We start from the raw sequence: 17,191 nt of genomic DNA, 5'->3' as shown, positions 1-17,191 counted from the left end.
TAAGTCTTAAGCATAAGCAAAAATAAACAATAGGCCAATTTTTCTTTGATTGACCGTTCAATAAAAAACAAATACGATTGTAAACAGATTGGTAAGTGGGAGATTTTATTACCATGCCTAAAGTGGGAATGGAACCAATTAGAAAGAAACAATTGATCGAAGCGACGGTGACGTCCATTCATCAACAAGGCTATGCTGCGACGACTGTCAAAGAGATCGGGGCAATCGCTGGTGTTTCACCAGGTATCATTCATCACTATTTTGGTGGTAAAAATGAGCTTCTCGATGCCACTATGCGACAATTGCTAGAAGATTTACGAATGGTAACCATTGATGGTCTTCGTCGATCCAAATCCCCAATTGAACGTATAGAATCTGTTATCCATGCAAATTTTGCAGAGGATTTCTTTAGTCAACAAGCTTTAACAGCTTGGCTAGCTTTCTGGGCACAGGTCCCTCATTCAGAAGGGTTCCGCCGCCTGCAACGTGTTAATGAAAAACGTCTTCTTAGTAATTTGAGATATGATTTCTGCCAGCTGATCCCGGATCGTAAACAAGCTAGAAAATCCGCATTAGGACTAGCAGTTATGATGGATGGACTATGGGTCAGATGTGCTGTTCATCCAAGCCTTATGGGCCCGTCCAAGGCGCGGGAGATGACAAAAGATTACTTAAGAACGCAACTTGCCGCATATGGCATTAAATAGGGTTAAGGTCATGGAAAATTTCGACTATATCATTGTCGGCGCAGGTTCAGCCGGCTGTGTCTTGGCAAACCGTTTGACGGAAGATCCAAGCGTAAAAGTTTTGGTTTTGGAATTTGGTGGCAAAGATAACAGTATCTTTGTTCAAATGCCGACAGCCCTGTCTATTCCAATGAATATGGAAAAATTCAATTGGTTTTTTGAGTCAGAGCCAGAACCATATATGAATAATCGCCGCATGCATTGCCCAAGAGGTAAAGTGTTGGGTGGAGGTTCCTCCATCAATGGCATGGTCTATGTGCGTGGCCATGCGATGGATTTTGACGAATGGGAAGAAAATGGTGCTCAAAACTGGTCTTATGCCAATTGCTTACCCTATTTCCACAAGGCAGAAAATTGCGCCTATGGCGAAGATGAATATCGTGGTGGAACGGGCCCGTTAAATACCTGTAACGGTAACGATATGAAAAACCCGCTTTATAAAGCCTTCATCAAAGCTGGTGAAGAAGCTGGATATGCCGCAACACCTGATTATAACGGTGAACGTCAAGAAGGTTTCTGTCGCATGGATATGACCGTGAAAAATGGTGTACGTTGGTCCACGGCCAACGCTTATCTAAAACCTGCAATGAAACGTCCAAACTTGAAAGTTATTACCAATGCCCTCACCCATAAGGTGATATTGGATGGCAAAAAAGCCACAGGTATTGAGTATTCTGTAAACGGCCAAGTCAAAACCGTTAGTGCAAATCGTGAAGTTATCCTTTCTGCAGGTTCTGTGGGATCACCTCATATCCTACAAATGTCCGGCATTGGCCCATCTGACGTTTTGAAAGATGCAGGCATTGAAGTTCAACACGAATTGCCGGGTGTCGGTGGCAATATGCAAGATCACTTGGAAGTTTATTTCCAATATGAATGTAAAGAACCTATCTCTTTGAATTCCAAATTAAATCTATTCTCTAAAGGTTTAATCGGAACTCGCTGGATTTTGAATAAAACCGGTTTAGGCGCAACAAACCATTTTGAATCATGTGCATTTATCCGTTCTAAAGCAGGCATAAAATGGCCTGACATTCAGTATCACTTCCTTCCAGCAGCTATGCGTTACGATGGTAATGCTGCATTTGCTGGTCACGGATATCAAGTTCATGTTGGCCCTAACAAACCAAAAAGCCGTGGTTGGATCAAAACTAAATCTGCTGACCCGCGTGAAAAGCCAGCCATGTTGTTTAACTATAATGAACATGAAGATGACCGAGAAGCTTTCCGTGCATGTATTCGTCTAAGTCGTGAAATCCTAAACCAACCTGCGATGGATAAATATCGCGGTGAAGAAATCCAACCGGGGCTTGACATCAAATCGGACGACGAGATTGATGCATGGATTCGTGAAAATGCCGAAAGTGCTTATCATGCATCTTGTACATGTCCAATGGGTTCAGATAGTGACCCAATGGCTGTATTGGATAGTGAATGTAAAGTACGAGGAATTGACTCTTTACGTGTCGTGGACAGCTCAATCTTCCCAACAATTCCGAACGGTAACTTGAACTCCCCAACTATTATGGTGGGTGAACGTGCCGCGGATATCATCAAAGGCAATGGCATGCTTGCCCCAAGTAATGCGGCTGTTTGGATTGATGATCAATGGGAAACACGTCAACGCGAAGGTAAGCCTTTACGTGAATTAGATGTCTAATTTAACCAATTGTGTTTCTAATAAAGAAAGGCCGGAAGAAATCTTCCGGCCTTTTATTTTACAGTCTGGGAGAACTGCTATCTGAACTTATAAATGGTTCATGCCTTGCAAAACACGAAGCTTACTCCATGCCTGATCGCAATCCACATAACATCCACGCAACATACGTGGGCCACTATTAGGATCGAACTCACCACGGCCATGTAAAACACGACGGTTATGGAATACCATCACTTCGCCGGGCTCCAATTTAAATTTCAATTCAAATTCCGGACGACGTAATACCTCGGTATAAGCACGCAGGCCTTCATAGATCGCGGTCATGTCATCAAAGCCTGCTTCACGCGTTGCAGTTAACGCATTGTGATAGCGGATTTCTTCCATTTCACCATTATAGTCCAAGCGAATGGCTGGGCTGTTCCAGCGCAAATCCCATTCTTTATCCACGAAACGATAATTCACAGGAATACGGGTCAAATCATCATAAGCCTTCGGATTTTCTTTACGGAGTTGATCTGCCACAGCAAACCCATCAACCAAGATACTCTCTCCGCCTGTTGCCTCAAATTGCAAGCAATGTAGGAATTGAATACCTGGAGGGGATTCCAAATTCGGCAAATCTGTATGAGCTTTAAGTTCTACAGATGTATAAGCTACGTTATTTGGGTCTGGTTTTGACTCGACCGTAAAATCAATCCCAAAATGAGTATCGCGTAAATAGCCCACACGTTTGGCCAATTCTTCAACCTTACCCATTTCCGGCGCAAGATTCTTTACAATACTGAAACCATAAACACGTAGTTGAGTAATAAATTCTTTGAGGCCCTCTTCGCTATCCAACACATCAGCAGCTTCAACAGAAGGACGTTCGCCCAAATTTTCTGTGGACCAATATTTAATCTCAGGTAAACCATTACTCACACGATGCCCATCATAAGCATGATCTATCAACCAACCAGCCTTAATTTCCGTCTTATGACCATCTGGCCATGTCAGTGAAAGAATAGTGCCTTCGGATGTTAATTCATAAGATTTTGCTTTGATTTTGGGATCAATTTTAAATGTATCAACAATGCGTTCCCACGTTTGTGGGTGATGACATTCAGCACAATGGCAATTCTCTCGCAACCAAAGCCAGTGAAAACGGCTTTCCAAACCGGTCGAAAACTCTATACTCAAGGCCATGTCTGAAGCTGTTAAAGACTTCAAGGAAACCTGATCTCTCATCTTTTCTTCTTCCTTCTTAAGATGTGTCATCAATTGCTTTTTCCTTAAAATATTTTAGCATTCACAGGCCAGAAAAAAATAAAATCGCGTTTTCTCATGACCCTAATTTCGTTATATCACAGATTATGAATATATTTGAATTTCATCAAGGCGACAGCCCTCTTCTAATCAGTGCCCCTCATGCAGGTAGCTATATTCCTGACGATATTTCCTGTCATATGACAAAGGTGGGGAAAGAGAGTGTGGATAGCGATTGGCATATACATAAGTTATACGACTTTGCCAAAGAGATGGGCGTATCAATCTTAAACGCGACGCATAGCCGCTATGTGGTTGATTTAAATCGACCTCATGACGATCAGAACCTATATCCCGGCCAAGACACAACAGGCTTATCTCCGATCGATAGTTTTGCCAAAGATCATCTATATGCTGCGGATCAATTTTTACCAAATAACGAAGAAATTCAACGTCGTGTAGACCTTTACTGGCGCCCTTACCACAACAAGTTGACTTCCACACTGACTGCGATAAAGGAAAAGTATGGATATGCGTTATTGTGGGATGCACATTCCATCCGGTCTCAAGTACCACGCTTCTTTGATGGACAGCTTCCTGATATGAATTTTGGTACTGCGGATGATACGTCTTGCGATAATTTGCTCGCAAATAAGTTAAAAGAAGTCGCAAATGCACATAAAGATTTCAGTCATGTGTTTAATGGCCGATTTAAAGGCGGGCATATCACCCGCCATTATGGGGATCCTGAAAACAATATTCACGCCGTACAATTAGAACAATCTCAGATCACTTATATGAATGAAGACGCGCCATTTAACCTTATCCAAGACAAGGTTGATGCTTGCACACCTTATTTAAAAGACCTGATTTCAGCGATGTTAGACTTTAAACCAACAAATTAAACGCAAAAGAATGATGGGGTTATCGTTGAACCCCATCCTTATAAACAGCCAATGCTGGATTTGCGCCAACATTATAGGCAAGTTCCGCTGGCGTTTGTATATCCCAAATTACAAAATCCGCTGTTTTCCCAATATCCAGACTGCCAACTTGATCAAAAACCCCTAGTGCCTTTGCCCCATTAGCGGTGATACCTTTAAAAGCTTCTTCTGGGGTTAATGCAAAATAACGGCACCCCATACTCAACATTAACAATATAGATGTCACCGGCGAAGAGCCTGGATTAGAATCAGTTGCCAAGGCAATTGGAACATTATGATTTCTAAATGCCTCCATGGGTGGAAGTTTTGTTTCCTTCAATACATAAAAGGCGCCCGGCAAAAGGACTGCAACAGTGCCAGATGCTGCCATCGCTTTCACAGCGTCTTCATTTGTATATTCCAGATGATCCGCAGATAAAGCATGATAACGCGCAGCAAGACCAGCACCATTCAAATCTGATAATTGATCAGCATGCAGTTTTACCGGAAGGTTATGTTTCTTGGCAGCATCAAAAACACGCGCTGTTTGTTCCGGATTAAAGGCAATTCCTTCACAAAAAGCATCAACACAATCAACAAGTCCTTCACTGACTGCAGTTGGAAGCATTTCATCACATACCACTGAAATATATTCATCTTCCCGATCTTTAAATTCAGCGGGTAAAGCATGTGCACCAAGAAATGTTGTCTTCACATCCACAGGTAAGTCCGAACCTAACTTCCGGGCAACACGCAACATTTTGGATTCATTTTCAGTGTCCAGACCATAGCCCGATTTAACTTCAACGGTGGTAACACCTTCTTCCATTAATCGGGACAGTCGTTTATGCGCAGACTGATAGAGTTCATCTTCGGATGCTGCACGCGTATTAGACACAGTGGACACGATTCCCCCACCCGCTTTCGCAATTTCCTCATAGCTAGCGCCTTTAAGACGCATCTCAAATTCCGTAGCTCGATTCCCGCCATAAACCAGATGCGTATGACAATCGACTAAGCCAGGCGTTATGCAAGCGCCATTTCCATCATGGACGTGATAGGCAAGTTCATCAGCCTTCTTTGGCAAATCAGACTCTTTACCGACATAGACTATTTCACCATCATTTATTGCAAATGCCCCATCTTCAATCATGCCATAGGCGTTTCCATATCCCATATTATGTTGATTTTCGGTCATCGTCGCGATGGAAATATTAACCCATAAATGCTGCCACATCTGAATTGCCTCTCATCTCTGAACACTATTGTATATACAAGTAAATTTTATCTATCTCTTTTTCAATCCATTTCTTCGAATATCACAAAAATGGCATACAATTGTAACATTTCCTGAATAGCCTTCCCGCTTCAAGCGCATCAATGTGCAATACTCAACTAAAACTTTTTACAGGATCTAAGAGATGTCTATTATCGAAAATGATGATCTTTCTTTCGACGAATTTGATGAAATCGATAACCCAGGGCCAGAGGTAACAGGATTTGACTATGTAGTTGAAGCAGCAGCATCCCGCCGCGACTTCCTAAAAGGCGGATTGGCATTTGGCGCAACAGCTTTTGTTATGGGTGGAACAGCTCTAACACCTGCGACTTCCAATGCTGCACATCATGCAATGGGTTTTAAACCAGTTGGCATCTCCACCGCAGACACAGTAACAGTGCCAGAAGGTTACAAATGGCAAGTTGTCGCACGTTGGGGTGATCCATTATGGTCTGATGCCGCAGATTTTGATCATGTAACACGTGGTACAGCTGCAAGTCAGGCACGTAGCTTTGGTGATAACAATGACGGTATGTCCCTATTCCAACATGATGGGAAAGATATCCTTGTTGTAAATAACGAATATACAAACCGCAGTATCATGTATGGTAACCGTGAAAGCAAATTACCTGAAACTCAAGATGATATCTTGAAAGGCAAAAATGCACATGGTGTCTCTGTTGTAGAAATCATGCAAAACGGTGATGACTGGAAAATTGTAAAAGATTCCAAGTATAACCGTCGTATCACGGCCGATTCCCCTATGGATATTACAGGCCCTGCACGAGGTCATGACCTGTTAAAAACAAAAGCAGATCCAACTGGTACCAAATCCCTTGGTACATGGAATAACTGTGGTAACGGTCGTACACCATGGGGCACATATTTGGCATGTGAAGAAAACTTCAACGGCTATTTCTCTAGCAGTGATGAAAACTATGAACGTAGCGCAGAAATGAAGCGTTATGGCGTTAAACACAAAGACTGGGGTTATGCTTGGGCGAAACAAGATGAGCGTTTCGACATTTCCAAAAACCCAAATGAACCAAACCGTGCAGGTTACATCGTTGAAATTGATCCATTTGATCCCTCCTCAACGCCAAAAAAACGTACTGCTCTAGGTCGTTTTAAACATGAAAACGCAGAGGTCGTGATTTCCAAAGACAACCATGTTGTAGTTTATCTTGGTGATGATGAACGCGGTGAGTTTCTCTACAAATTTGTGTCTAAGAACAAGTATTCTGAGGGTGGTAACAACACAAACCTATTGGAAGAAGGCCAACTTTATGTTGCCAAATTCGCGGACGACTTCACAGGTCAATGGATTGCCTTAACACCAGCATCAACAGGCATGACCGAAGCAGAAATCGCAATCAATACACGTATTGCAGCTTCCAAAGTTGGCGCAACAACCATGGACCGTCCAGAGTGGGTCGCTGCAAACCCGCTTAAAGCCGAAGCGTTCTGTTGCCTAACCAACAACAAAAACCGTGGTGTAAAACCAAATGCGGGCGGAGATGAAACACCAGTTGGTGGACCAAACCCGCGTGCAAAAAACAACTATGGTCAAATTGTTCGCTGGGAACCAGTTTCTGGCAATCATGCAGATTCTGACTTCAAATGGACATTATTTGCCATTGCAGGCAACCCAACTGTGCATTCTGATGCATATGCAGGCTCCAAAAATATCACAGCTGAAAATATGTTTAATTCCCCAGATGGTCTTGTATTTGACAGCAAAGGAAAACTTTGGATCCAAACAGATGGCAAATACAGCAACAAAGACGACTTTGCTGGTATGGGTAACAACCAAATGTTAGTGGGTAATCCAGAAACAGGCGAAATCCAACGTTTCATGGTTGGTCCAAAAGAATGTGAAGTAACTGGTGCAACTTGGAGTGCAGACAAATCTACAATGTTTGTTGGTATCCAACATCCAGGTGAAAAAGGCGATAGCCATTTCCCAGAGGGTGGTAACGCTGTGCCGCGTTCAGCAGTCATTGCCATTCGTCGTGAAGATGGCAAAGCATTTGGATAAGAATAACTGCTGGTTTCCAGCACATATTAGTCGCTAGAAACACAATAAAGCTCCTACCTTCTATAAAATGAAGGGGGAGCTTTTATTTTGCCTTGCATTCGAATCTATCTTGTATATACAACTAAATAAAATCGCATGTTTACTGAGGTTCATCTTATGACAATCAATTCTATCTTTGCCGAAACAATTTTGCTCTCAGATGGTTGGGCCAAAAATGTCACGCTATCATGGGACCAAAATGGCGTCATAACCTCAATCGATAATGAACCTCATACTGTTTCTAAAAACAAAGCAGCTGGTCCGATTATTCCAGCCATGCATAATCTGCATTCTCATGCCTTTCAACGTGCCATGGCTGGTTTAAGCGAGCGTCGGGAAAAAGGAAAAGAATCTTTCTGGAGCTGGCGTGAGATTATGTATAATTTTCTGGCAAAGATCACAGCAGAGGATGTTCAAGCCATTGCGGCACAGCTTTACCTTGAATGTTTAAAATATGGCTATGCAAGTGTGGGGGAATTTCATTACCTACATCATGCCATAGGTGGAAAACATTATGATAATCTTGCCGAACATAGCCACCAAATTGTAAATGCAGCTAAAGCAACCGGAATTGCCCTGACCCATCTGCCTGTTCTCTACGCCTATGCAGGCTTTGACGAGAGTGATCTCGCCCCGGCGCAGGCGCGCTTTAAAACAGATCCAGAGATGATTATGAAGATCATCATGGAAACCGAAAATACAGCCACACAAGAGGAATATGGATATAACACCCATGTGGGTGTTGCCCCCCATAGCTTGCGCGCGGTCAGCACATCTATGCTGAAAGATATGCAAAATATGTTGCATCAACATAATCCAAACGCGCCAATTCATATCCATATCGCTGAACAAATGAAGGAAGTGAATGATTGTATTTCTTCAAAAGGCAAGCGGCCTGTTGAATTGCTATATGATCAATTATCCGTTGATGAACGTTGGTGCTTAATCCATGCCACCCATCTGACCGATCAGGAAGTCACCCAAATCGCAAAAAGTAAGGCCGTTGCTGGCATCTGCCCAACCACAGAAGGCAATCTTGGTGATGGTATCTATCCAATGGTTGACTTTTTAAAACAGGACGGGCGTTACGGTGTCGGTAGTGATAGCCATGTAAGTCGCTCCCCCGTTGAAGAAATTCGTCTTCTTGAATATGGACAACGCTTGATACATCAAGCACGTGCAGTTTGCGCAGATGAGAACACCGCCTCAGTTGGGCGCAAATTATGGTGTGAATCTGCACAAGGTGGAGCTCAAGCATTAGCCCTAAACTCTGGTGAGTTAGCAGTTGGAAAACGTGCAGACTTCTTAGTACTTGATGATCAAAAGCCTGATCTATATGGGTTGGAAGGTGATACTATTCTTGATGCCTTCCTCTTTAACGGAAATGAAAATCTAGTCTGTGACACCTTCGTTGCAGGTCGACAGTTGATCAAGAATGGCCAACATGAAAGCGAAGAAAAAATCACTCAAAATTTCCTTCGCACATTAAAAAAGTTGAAATCTAACTAACTGTAAAATCAGCTAAGTTATTGTATGGGTGCAATAAAATTGGGTCAGCATAATTGACTAACACCTCCTTTCCGGTGATCCTTTCCACATCAAATTGATACATTAAGGGCAGCTAAAAGGAGACAAATGATGGCTATTGATTTCAGCAGTTTTACAAATGTTGCGTTGTTACCGTTGGCGAATTTTGTCTTTGTCGCCTCTGTCACACCGGGCCCAAACAATCTGATGCTTGCAGCATCTGGTTTAAACTTTGGTTTGCAACGCACAGTTCCCCATGCAGCAGGTGTTGCCCTTGGATTTTTATTTATGGTGTTGATGGCATGTATGGGATTAGGGCAGCTTTTTACCATTTTTCCATTACTGCAAAGCATCCTGACCTATGCAGGTAGTGCCTACTTACTTTATCTTGCCTATCGTATCGGGACAGCCGCAGGTGTAGGGAAAGTAGAAAGCAAAGCAAAACCGCTTACCTTCATTGAAGCAGCCCTGTTCCAATGGATTAACCCAAAAGCATGGATGATGGCGGTTACTTTTTCTTCCGCATTCGGGTTACAATCAGACAATCTAGCCAATGACGCAGCTGTTACTCTGCTTGTTGTATTATTCTTTGGCGTACCATGTATTTTGATTTGGACGAGTTTTGGGTCGGCATTACGTCGCTGGATGAAAGATGAAAAGCATTTACGTATTTTCAACTATATCATGGCAACCTTAATTGTTGCGACAGTACCTTTTATGTTGATGGGATAATGAAAAGATATGCCTGAAGAATTAAACCTTACACTCATTCTGGCTGCCTCAGTTATCGCCGCCGCAAGCCCCGGTCCTGCCACACTTGCCATAGCCAATGCATCAATGAGTTCAGGTCGTAAATCAGGATTAGCACTTGCCTTTGGTATTTCGACAGGTTCCCTCACATGGGCATTTTCGGCAGCACTTGGATTGGGTGCCTTGATGCATGCGAATGCCTGGGCGTTTGATATCGCCAGATATGTGGGGGCAAGTTACCTTTTATATCTTGCTTATAAATCTGCGCGGTCTGCTATATCGCCCTCAAAGGCGTTTGAAACTAGTAGCAAGTATATCTCACCGAAAAAAGCCTATGCTAAGGGGTTGGCTATTCACTTAACCAATCCAAAAGCCGTTTTATTTTTTGGCTCTCTTTTTTCAATCGGTTTGCCTGCAAATCCGTCAATTGAAACAATTTTAATTGTGATTGGTGCGGTTTGCACACAAGGTATTACCATCTTTATTACCTACGCCTTATTGTTTTCGAGTAAACCGATGGTACTTACTTATAACAAACTGAAAAGATGGTTTGAGGCCTTTTTTGCCCTTGCCTTTGGCGCAGCAGGAACAAAAATTCTTTCAAGTTCAATCGAATAAAAGATCGCTAACCTTACTTTGGCATTGGTGGCACCAGTAAAGCTGGATCGATACGATTTTCAAACCAGTTTATTCGCCAGTCAAGATGTGCCCCTGTCACACGACCCGTCGCACCGATATCTGCGATTAACTCACCTTGTTTTACAAATTGTCCTTCTTTCACATGGATTTTGCTGAGATGCAAAAACGCAGACATCAAACCTGCCCCATGATCCAGAAATAACGTGCCGCCGGAAAAATACATATCATCATGAACAAGACGGATAATACCGGATGCAGGCGCGACCACTGGCGATCCTGTTGGCAGGGCAATATCAATGCCGTAATGCGGCTGACGCGGTTGACCATTTAAGATACGTTGAGATCCATAGATACCTGAAATGGGTCCAACGGATGGCCAAATAAAATCTTCTAAATACCAATCTTCATCAGTAATATTGGCACGTGCCTCACCAATTTGACGATTATCATCACGGATACGGACCATAATCTCTTCCGGCGGTGAAACCTGTTTACTTGGCAAACCGTCAATCCGTTGGACATTATATTCTCGCTGTTCAATCGCTATGGGAATAGTTTCCGAACTACCATCAGTATAGGTAATCGTTAGATTTTGACTTTCCGGTGCATCGCGGTGAAATCCAAAAACAAACTGCCCCTCATCGCTCAATAATAATTCATGATCTTGAAAAGTAACCTTCGCACCCTTCTCAGTCTGACCAATCACCATGCCACCTTGAATAAACCTCCCATCAAGCTTTGTTCGATCCGCTGCCTGTGTTGAAAGAGATACAAAAAGCATCGCACCTGCAAAAATTGACGTTACGGCTTTAAAACAAGCTGTCTTGACGATCATCTGTGGTATCCTTCTTCTTTGCTTTTTTAGAAGTTTCTATTTCTTCTATAGCCTCAACTGGCTTTTCTTTCTTTTTACGTTTCTTCACATCCGGTTGACGTACAGCTTCCATTGCTTGGGTAAAGCTTCCAACACCTAACACTGCATCTGCATGCCCATCTGCAAATTGCACTTGTACTGTTTCACCCGCTTCAACCGCTTTCACCGACGATAATAAACTTCCATCAGGACGCTGGATGACTGCAAACCCGCGTTCTAAAACCTTTTTATGGCTTAAATTTTCCAAGCGAATTGCTAATTGATCCAATCGGCTTTTCTGTTTTTCTTGTAAACGTTCAAAACTTTGATCTAACCGATCCCCAAGGCGCATGGCCTCGAACCGATCAGATTTTCGAGATTGCAGAGCTTTTGTGGCTTGAATAAGGCGTTGATTCATTGAACTTAATTTATCAGCTTTACTGTCCAATAACTGCGCAGGACTACGCAAGCGACCTGACAGTTGATCTAACTTATGTTGGCTTATCTGTAGACGGGAACGCCAACCGATATCCAGCTTATCAGCCACATCATCCAGACGCTGAGTGACATTTTGTAATAACGCATCCGGCTTTGGAAGCCCTCTAGACAATCCTTCCAAATGGCGCGTTTTCATATCCAAGCTTCTGCTTTGAGCTGACAGAAGACGACGTTCAAAATCTTTTACTGTCGCCAGTAAATCCACTCGTACGGGCACAGCCATTTCCGCAGCCCCCGTCGGCGTAGGTGCGCGACGATCAGAGGCAAAATCAATCAAGGTCGTATCTGTTTCATGCCCTACCGCTGAAATAACAGGAATATCACTAGCGGCTGTGGCGCGCACAACGACTTCTTCATTAAAGCTCCATAAATCTTCAAGGGAACCACCACCACGTGCGACAATTAATAAGTCAGGACGCGGCACGTCACCGCCCTCTCTTACTTGATTAAAGCCATCTATCGCAGCTGCAATCTTTTCTGCAGCTCCATCGCCTTGAACCACCACAGGCCACAATAACACATGGCGGGGGAAACGATCTTGCAACCGATGTAAAATATCTCGAATAACGGCGCCTGTCGGCGACGTCACAATACCGATAACTTCGGGTAAATATGGGATTTCTTTCTTTCGATCTGGATCAAACAAACCTTCAGCAGCAAGTTTTTTCTTGCGTTCTTCCAATAACTTTAGAAGCGCCCCCTCACCCGCCATTTCCATGGTTTCAATGACAATCTGATATTTTGATCGGCCGGGATAAGTGGTTAATTTACCTGTTGCGACAACTTCAAGCCCATCTTCAGGTTGAACCGCCAAACGGCTGGCATTGCCTTTCCAGCAAATCGCATCCATAACCGCATCGGCATCTTTTAAAGCCATATACATATGGCCAGATGCCGCCCGCTTAAAACCGGAAATTTCCCCACGGACACGCACATGGGAAAAGGCGCCTTCCACTGTTCTTTTCAGCTCAAAACTTAATTCTGTGACCGAAAATTCAGGCACATTGGAAACAGGTTTAGCGGCAGGTTTTGAAAAAAGATCACTCATGTCACGCAGTCTAATGTGATCCCCCTATCTCGCCAAGCGAAAAGGGGTGTTAAATCATGGTCAAACGGCGACTCACATGTTAAAGAAAGCTGCAAATAATTTTAGCATCCTGTCCTTTTGGGAGTCTTTGATACATGAAAATCTTGATGGTTGGTTCCGGTGGTCGTGAACATGCACTTTGTTGGGCAATTTCCAAATCTGAAAAATGCGACAAACTATACTGTGCCCCCGGCAACGCGGGTATCGAAGACGTCGCAGAATGTATCGCTATCAAGGCCGAAGATGTAGATGGAATTGTCCGCTTTTCAAAAGAAAATGCTATTGATCTGGTTGTGATTGGGCCGGAAGCACCCTTAGTTCTTGGCCTTGCTGACAAATTACAGGATGCAGGCATTTTAGCCTTTGGACCAAGCGCGAAGGCCGCAGAACTTGAAGGCTCAAAAGGCTTTATGAAAGATATTTGTGCTAAATATGGCATTGATACCGCTGCCTATGCACGTTTCACCAATCCAGAAGACGCAAAAGCCTATATACGGGAACAAGGTGCCCCTATCGTTGTGAAGACAGACGGCCTTGCAGCAGGCAAAGGTGTGACAGTTGCCATGACATTAGAAGAGGCTTTACAAGCAGTAGATGATGCCATGACAGGTGGCGTCTTTGGCGATGCAGGCTCCGAAATCGTTGTTGAAGAATTTATGGAAGGTGAAGAACTTTCCTTCTTTGCGTTATGCGATGGTAAAAACACATTGGCACTGGCCTCTGCCCAAGATCACAAAGCTGTCTATGATGGTGACAAAGGCCCAAATACAGGCGGTATGGGCGCATATTCCCCTGCGCCCGTTGCCACTGCTGAGATCGAAACGGAAGTGATGGAAAAAGTTATCCAACCTTTGGCGGACGGATTGGCTGCAGAAGGCCGACCTTATATTGGCGTTATTTTCGCTGGATTGATGATCACTAAAACAGGTGTACGTGTTATTGAATTTAACGCACGCTTTGGTGACCCTGAGTGTCAGGTTTTGATGATGCGCCTTAAGTCTGATCTAGTACCGGTTCTGGAAACTGCGTCAAAAGGTGAATTAGAAGGCCATAAACTTGATTGGCATGACATGACAGCCTTAAACGTTGTGCTGGCTGCCAATGGCTATCCCGGTTCTTATGAGAAAAATACTGTCATTAAAAATCTGGATATCGCTGCGAGTAATGAGGCGACGACCATCTTCCATGCAGGCACCGCAAAATCTGATAGTGGTGAAATTCTTGCAACAGGTGGGCGTGTATTAAACGTGGTTGGACGTGGAAATACAGTCAAAGAAGCCCAAAAAATTGCTTATGAAGCCGTTGATAAAGTGGATTGGGAAAATGGCTTCTGTCGTCGCGATATCGGATGGCGTGCTGTTGAACGTGAAGAAGCTTAGAGCTTTCTATTAATAATGATCGCTTAGATTATGAATGCTTTTGTTGAAACTTTAAGAAATTTTGGGGCGATAGAGCTGCTTTTCTTCTTAGGAAGTCTGGTTTTTATCTCGTTGCTCTTGAAAGGTTCAGGTAAATGGACCAAATGGCATCGTAGAAAAGTGAAACAAAATGAAGTGAGCTATAAAGACCCAGACAGTCTTCCGGATTGGCGTACAACTATATGGCGCACACGCCTGCAAATAATCTTCGCGGCAATTGCAATCATTGGCTTTACCTTTATTGCAATCATGCATAGCATCTAACCAATTCAAATTGATAATCATAATCTTTCCTCTAAGGATCCATCCATGAGCCAAAACCAAGACATCGCAAATATCCTTGATGACATGTTGAAAAAAGCGAAAGCCAAAGGTGCAGATGCAGCAGATGCAGTTGCAGCAACCGCTATTTCGCTTAGCCATGAACAACGTCTTGGTAAAATGGAAAGCCTAGAGCGATCCGAAGCCCATGATCTTGGCCTTCGCGTCATTATTGGTAAAAGTCAGGCCATCGTTTCTTCTAATGACTGGAAGGAAAAAGCTTTGGATGAATTGGTGGATCGTGCGATTTCCATGGCAAAAACTGTCCCAGAAGATCCTTATATCGGTTTGGCTGATCCAGATATGTTATTCACAGGTGACGTGCCAGATTATGAAACCTTTGATCCCGAAGAACCATCTGCGGAAACTTTGGTGGAACGTGCAAAAACCTGTGAAGATGCAGCACTTGCTGTTGAAGGTGTAACCAATTCCGAAGGCGCCTCTGCAAGCTGGTCTTCTGCCGATATCTTTATGGCCGCAAGTAATGGTTTTTCTGCAGGGTTTAAAAGTTCTAGTAGCTCCGTTGGTGTATCCGTCATTGCCGGTGAAGGCACAGGGATGGAAACAGATTATGATTATTCCTCAAAGGTTTGGGGCAATGATTTAACCGATCCGGCAGAAGTTGGAAAATCTGCATCTGAACGTGCGATTAAAAAATTAAATCCGCGTAAAGGCCCTACTATACAGGCACCAGTTGTTTTTGATACACGCGTCTCCATGCGTATCGCCAGCAGCTTGCTTGGCGCCATTAACGGTTCCTCCATCGCACGCGGTACAAGCTTCTTAAAAGACAGTTTGGGCAAACAGGTCATGAGCAAAAACATCACCCTGAAAGAAGACCCACATCGTTTACGGGGCTATGGTTCAAAAGCCTTTGATGCAGAAGGTCTTCCAACTGCTGCTAAAAATATTGTAGATGAAGGTATGCTGACCACATGGATTATGGATTTACGTACCGCACGTCAACTGGGTATGGAATCCACAGGCAACGCCAGCCGCGGTGCGGCCTCTGCCCCATCTCCATCCACGACGAATACCTATATTGAAGCAGGTGAGCTTTCCCCTGAAGAATTAATCAAAGACATCAAATCCGGTTTTTATGTAACAAGCATTATGGGCCATGGCGCCAATATGATCACGGGTGATTACAGCCAAGGTGCTGCTGGTTTCTGGATCGAAAATGGTGAAATAGCCTATCCGGTGAATGAAATGACCATCGCGGGTAACCTCAAGGACCTCTTCCTTGAATTAACCCCTGCTAATAACCTCACCTTCCGTTATGGCACGGATGCGCCAACCATCCGCATCGAAGGCATGACCATTGCCGGAGCATAGGTAATATAAAAAGAGGAAGATTTTTTCTTCCTCTTATTTCGCACTACCCATCTTCATAAGCACTTATTTTTTCGAAGTAATTTCGCCCAAAATTGCGAAAACCTATGGCTAAAAACAGTGCCACATAGGCAAGGTAAATACCAAAAGTTAAGCCAACAAATTTGGTATAATTGATATTATCAATTGCGACGCTACATAATAAAAAATTAAACCCGATTAGAATGCCGCCCCATAAAATATCTGCCCGCATGCGACTAGTATTCAGTCTTCGGGCGATATAATCGCGGACTTTCGCTTTGTGACGATTCATAACAAATCCCCCTCTCTAGCAGCCTATCCATATCTATTTTTTGCAACCGTTTAAAATTGACACTACCACAAATAACTACTTATGATAACAAAAATATTATCAATACACCTATAGCTGAATAAAGGATTGTAACAAAACAACAAAACCATTTCGAATAAAAATGGCTTTAAGGAAGTTAAACGTGGATGATTAACTTATAGGTGTATAAGGCTTCAAAACCTCCAGACCTATTGTGAATAGGCGTAGAAAAAGACTAACACCCCATACACCTAGGATTATGTATATAAAGATAATATCAAATCCTGATATGAAATAAACAATCGGCCCAAAAATCAATAAGCCAATCAAACAAACTATAAAGAAATCAGAAATTACTAGTGGTAAACGCAATACATTACTTATTTTCTCACTCCAACTTGCAAGACTAGAAATGATAAAATCAACCAGTAACTCGACCAGCAGTGTAAAAACAACTTTGACAACATCTAACAAAATTAATTATTCCCCCATATAACAATACGAT

Annotated in this window: 15 protein-coding genes; 10 read left to right on the top strand and 5 right to left on the bottom strand. The window is 43.2% G+C overall.

Annotated elements, in window-relative coordinates:
* Nucleotides 1-113: 113 nt before the first annotated feature.
* Together betI and betA are read left to right on the top strand one after the other, a co-directional pair.
* Nucleotides 114-707, top strand: coding sequence for a choline-binding transcriptional repressor BetI (betI, locus tag E1160_RS04715; protein ID WP_155153847.1), 594 nt, complete (start codon nt 114-116; stop codon nt 705-707).
* Nucleotides 708-717: 10 nt separating this feature from the next.
* Nucleotides 718-2,406: a choline dehydrogenase gene (betA, locus tag E1160_RS04710; RefSeq protein WP_155153846.1), complete on the top strand. Its 1,689-nt coding sequence runs from the start codon at nt 718-720 to the stop codon at nt 2,404-2,406.
* Nucleotides 2,407-2,493: 87 nt separating this feature from the next.
* On the opposite strand, the gene E1160_RS04705 is transcribed toward betA, so the two are convergent.
* Nucleotides 2,494-3,663, bottom strand: coding sequence for a TauD/TfdA family dioxygenase (locus E1160_RS04705; protein ID WP_155153845.1), 1,170 nt, complete (start codon nt 3,661-3,663; stop codon nt 2,494-2,496).
* 95 nt (nt 3,664-3,758) lie between these two features.
* On the opposite strand from E1160_RS04705, the gene hutG reads away from it, so the two are divergent.
* Nucleotides 3,759-4,556 carry an N-formylglutamate deformylase gene (hutG, locus tag E1160_RS04700; protein ID WP_155153844.1) on the top strand — a complete coding sequence of 266 codons (798 nt, stop codon included), beginning with the start codon at nt 3,759-3,761 and terminating at the stop codon, nt 4,554-4,556.
* Nucleotides 4,557-4,575: 19 nt separating this feature from the next.
* Here the strand turns inward: hutG and hutI are convergent, their stop codons facing one another.
* Nucleotides 4,576-5,811, bottom strand: coding sequence for an imidazolonepropionase (gene hutI / locus E1160_RS04695; protein ID WP_155153843.1), 1,236 nt, complete (start codon nt 5,809-5,811; stop codon nt 4,576-4,578).
* A gap of 184 nt (nt 5,812-5,995) precedes the next feature.
* On the opposite strand from hutI, the gene E1160_RS04690 reads away from it, so the two are divergent.
* From E1160_RS04690 to E1160_RS04675, 4 genes are all read left to right on the top strand, one after another.
* Nucleotides 5,996-7,891, top strand: coding sequence for a PhoX family protein (locus tag E1160_RS04690; RefSeq protein ID WP_155153842.1), 1,896 nt, complete (start codon nt 5,996-5,998; stop codon nt 7,889-7,891).
* A 156-nt stretch (nt 7,892-8,047) separates the two neighbouring features.
* Complete coding sequence (locus E1160_RS04685; RefSeq protein WP_155153841.1) at nt 8,048-9,439, top strand: formimidoylglutamate deiminase; 1,392 nt, start codon at nt 8,048-8,050, stop codon at nt 9,437-9,439.
* 129 nt (nt 9,440-9,568) lie between these two features.
* Complete coding sequence (locus E1160_RS04680) at nt 9,569-10,189, top strand: LysE family translocator (RefSeq protein WP_155153849.1); 621 nt, start codon at nt 9,569-9,571, stop codon at nt 10,187-10,189.
* Between the two features lie 9 nt (nt 10,190-10,198).
* On the top strand, nt 10,199-10,825 hold the full coding sequence (locus E1160_RS04675; RefSeq protein ID WP_155153840.1) for a LysE family translocator: 627 nt from the start codon (nt 10,199-10,201) through the stop codon (nt 10,823-10,825).
* 13 nt (nt 10,826-10,838) lie between these two features.
* Here the strand turns inward: E1160_RS04675 and E1160_RS04670 are convergent, their stop codons facing one another.
* On the bottom strand, nt 10,839-11,681 hold the full coding sequence (locus tag E1160_RS04670) for a M23 family metallopeptidase (protein ID WP_235914046.1): 843 nt from the start codon (nt 11,679-11,681) through the stop codon (nt 10,839-10,841).
* Nucleotides 11,656-13,245 carry an exodeoxyribonuclease VII large subunit gene (gene xseA, locus E1160_RS04665; protein ID WP_155153839.1) on the bottom strand — a complete coding sequence of 530 codons (1,590 nt, stop codon included), beginning with the start codon at nt 13,243-13,245 and terminating at the stop codon, nt 11,656-11,658. The genes E1160_RS04670 and xseA overlap by 26 nt, the downstream gene beginning before the upstream one ends.
* Nucleotides 13,246-13,379: 134 nt before the next feature.
* Between xseA and purD the strand changes: the two genes are divergently transcribed.
* The 3 genes from purD to E1160_RS04650 are packed head-to-tail and all read left to right on the top strand — an operon-like array spanning nt 13,380 to nt 16,358.
* Nucleotides 13,380-14,663, top strand: a complete 1,284-nt coding sequence (gene purD, locus E1160_RS04660) for a phosphoribosylamine--glycine ligase (protein ID WP_155153838.1) — start codon at nt 13,380-13,382, stop codon at nt 14,661-14,663.
* A gap of 30 nt (nt 14,664-14,693) precedes the next feature.
* Nucleotides 14,694-14,966 carry a hypothetical protein gene (locus tag E1160_RS04655; RefSeq protein WP_155153837.1) on the top strand — a complete coding sequence of 91 codons (273 nt, stop codon included), beginning with the start codon at nt 14,694-14,696 and terminating at the stop codon, nt 14,964-14,966.
* Between the two features lie 45 nt (nt 14,967-15,011).
* Nucleotides 15,012-16,358: a TldD/PmbA family protein gene (locus E1160_RS04650; RefSeq protein WP_155153836.1), complete on the top strand. Its 1,347-nt coding sequence runs from the start codon at nt 15,012-15,014 to the stop codon at nt 16,356-16,358.
* A 43-nt stretch (nt 16,359-16,401) separates the two neighbouring features.
* Here the strand turns inward: E1160_RS04650 and E1160_RS04645 are convergent, their stop codons facing one another.
* Entirely contained in the window at nt 16,402-16,668 is a 267-nt protein-coding gene (locus tag E1160_RS04645; protein ID WP_155153835.1) for a hypothetical protein, read from the bottom strand.
* Between the last annotated feature and the right edge of the window lie 523 nt (nt 16,669-17,191).

Source organism: Curvivirga aplysinae (assembly GCF_009711445.1).
GTDB lineage: Bacteria > Pseudomonadota > Alphaproteobacteria > UBA8366 > Aestuariispiraceae > Curvivirga > Curvivirga aplysinae.
This window is presented reverse-complemented; position numbering and strand designations above follow the sequence as displayed.

Excerpts from the sequence above, each read along its gene's own strand:
- E1160_RS04705 (WP_155153845.1), bottom strand. The coding sequence starts at position 3,663 with ATGACACATCTTAAGAAGGAAGAAGAAAAGATGAGAGATCAGGTTTCC.
- E1160_RS04675 (WP_155153840.1), top strand. The coding sequence starts at position 10,199 with ATGCCTGAAGAATTAAACCTTACACTCATTCTGGCTGCCTCAGTTATC.
- E1160_RS04650 (WP_155153836.1), top strand. The coding sequence starts at position 15,012 with ATGAGCCAAAACCAAGACATCGCAAATATCCTTGATGACATGTTGAAA.
- E1160_RS04670 (WP_235914046.1), bottom strand. The coding sequence starts at position 11,681 with ATGATCGTCAAGACAGCTTGTTTTAAAGCCGTAACGTCAATTTTTGCA.
- E1160_RS04655 (WP_155153837.1), top strand. The coding sequence starts at position 14,694 with ATGAATGCTTTTGTTGAAACTTTAAGAAATTTTGGGGCGATAGAGCTG.
- purD (WP_155153838.1), top strand. The coding sequence starts at position 13,380 with ATGAAAATCTTGATGGTTGGTTCCGGTGGTCGTGAACATGCACTTTGT.
- betI (WP_155153847.1), top strand. The coding sequence starts at position 114 with ATGCCTAAAGTGGGAATGGAACCAATTAGAAAGAAACAATTGATCGAA.
- E1160_RS04680 (WP_155153849.1), top strand. The coding sequence starts at position 9,569 with ATGGCTATTGATTTCAGCAGTTTTACAAATGTTGCGTTGTTACCGTTG.
- E1160_RS04645 (WP_155153835.1), bottom strand. The coding sequence starts at position 16,668 with ATGAATCGTCACAAAGCGAAAGTCCGCGATTATATCGCCCGAAGACTG.
- E1160_RS04685 (WP_155153841.1), top strand. The coding sequence starts at position 8,048 with ATGACAATCAATTCTATCTTTGCCGAAACAATTTTGCTCTCAGATGGT.
- betA (WP_155153846.1), top strand. The coding sequence starts at position 718 with ATGGAAAATTTCGACTATATCATTGTCGGCGCAGGTTCAGCCGGCTGT.
- hutI (WP_155153843.1), bottom strand. The coding sequence starts at position 5,811 with ATGTGGCAGCATTTATGGGTTAATATTTCCATCGCGACGATGACCGAA.
- E1160_RS04690 (WP_155153842.1), top strand. The coding sequence starts at position 5,996 with ATGTCTATTATCGAAAATGATGATCTTTCTTTCGACGAATTTGATGAA.
- hutG (WP_155153844.1), top strand. The coding sequence starts at position 3,759 with ATGAATATATTTGAATTTCATCAAGGCGACAGCCCTCTTCTAATCAGT.
- xseA (WP_155153839.1), bottom strand. The coding sequence starts at position 13,245 with ATGAGTGATCTTTTTTCAAAACCTGCCGCTAAACCTGTTTCCAATGTG.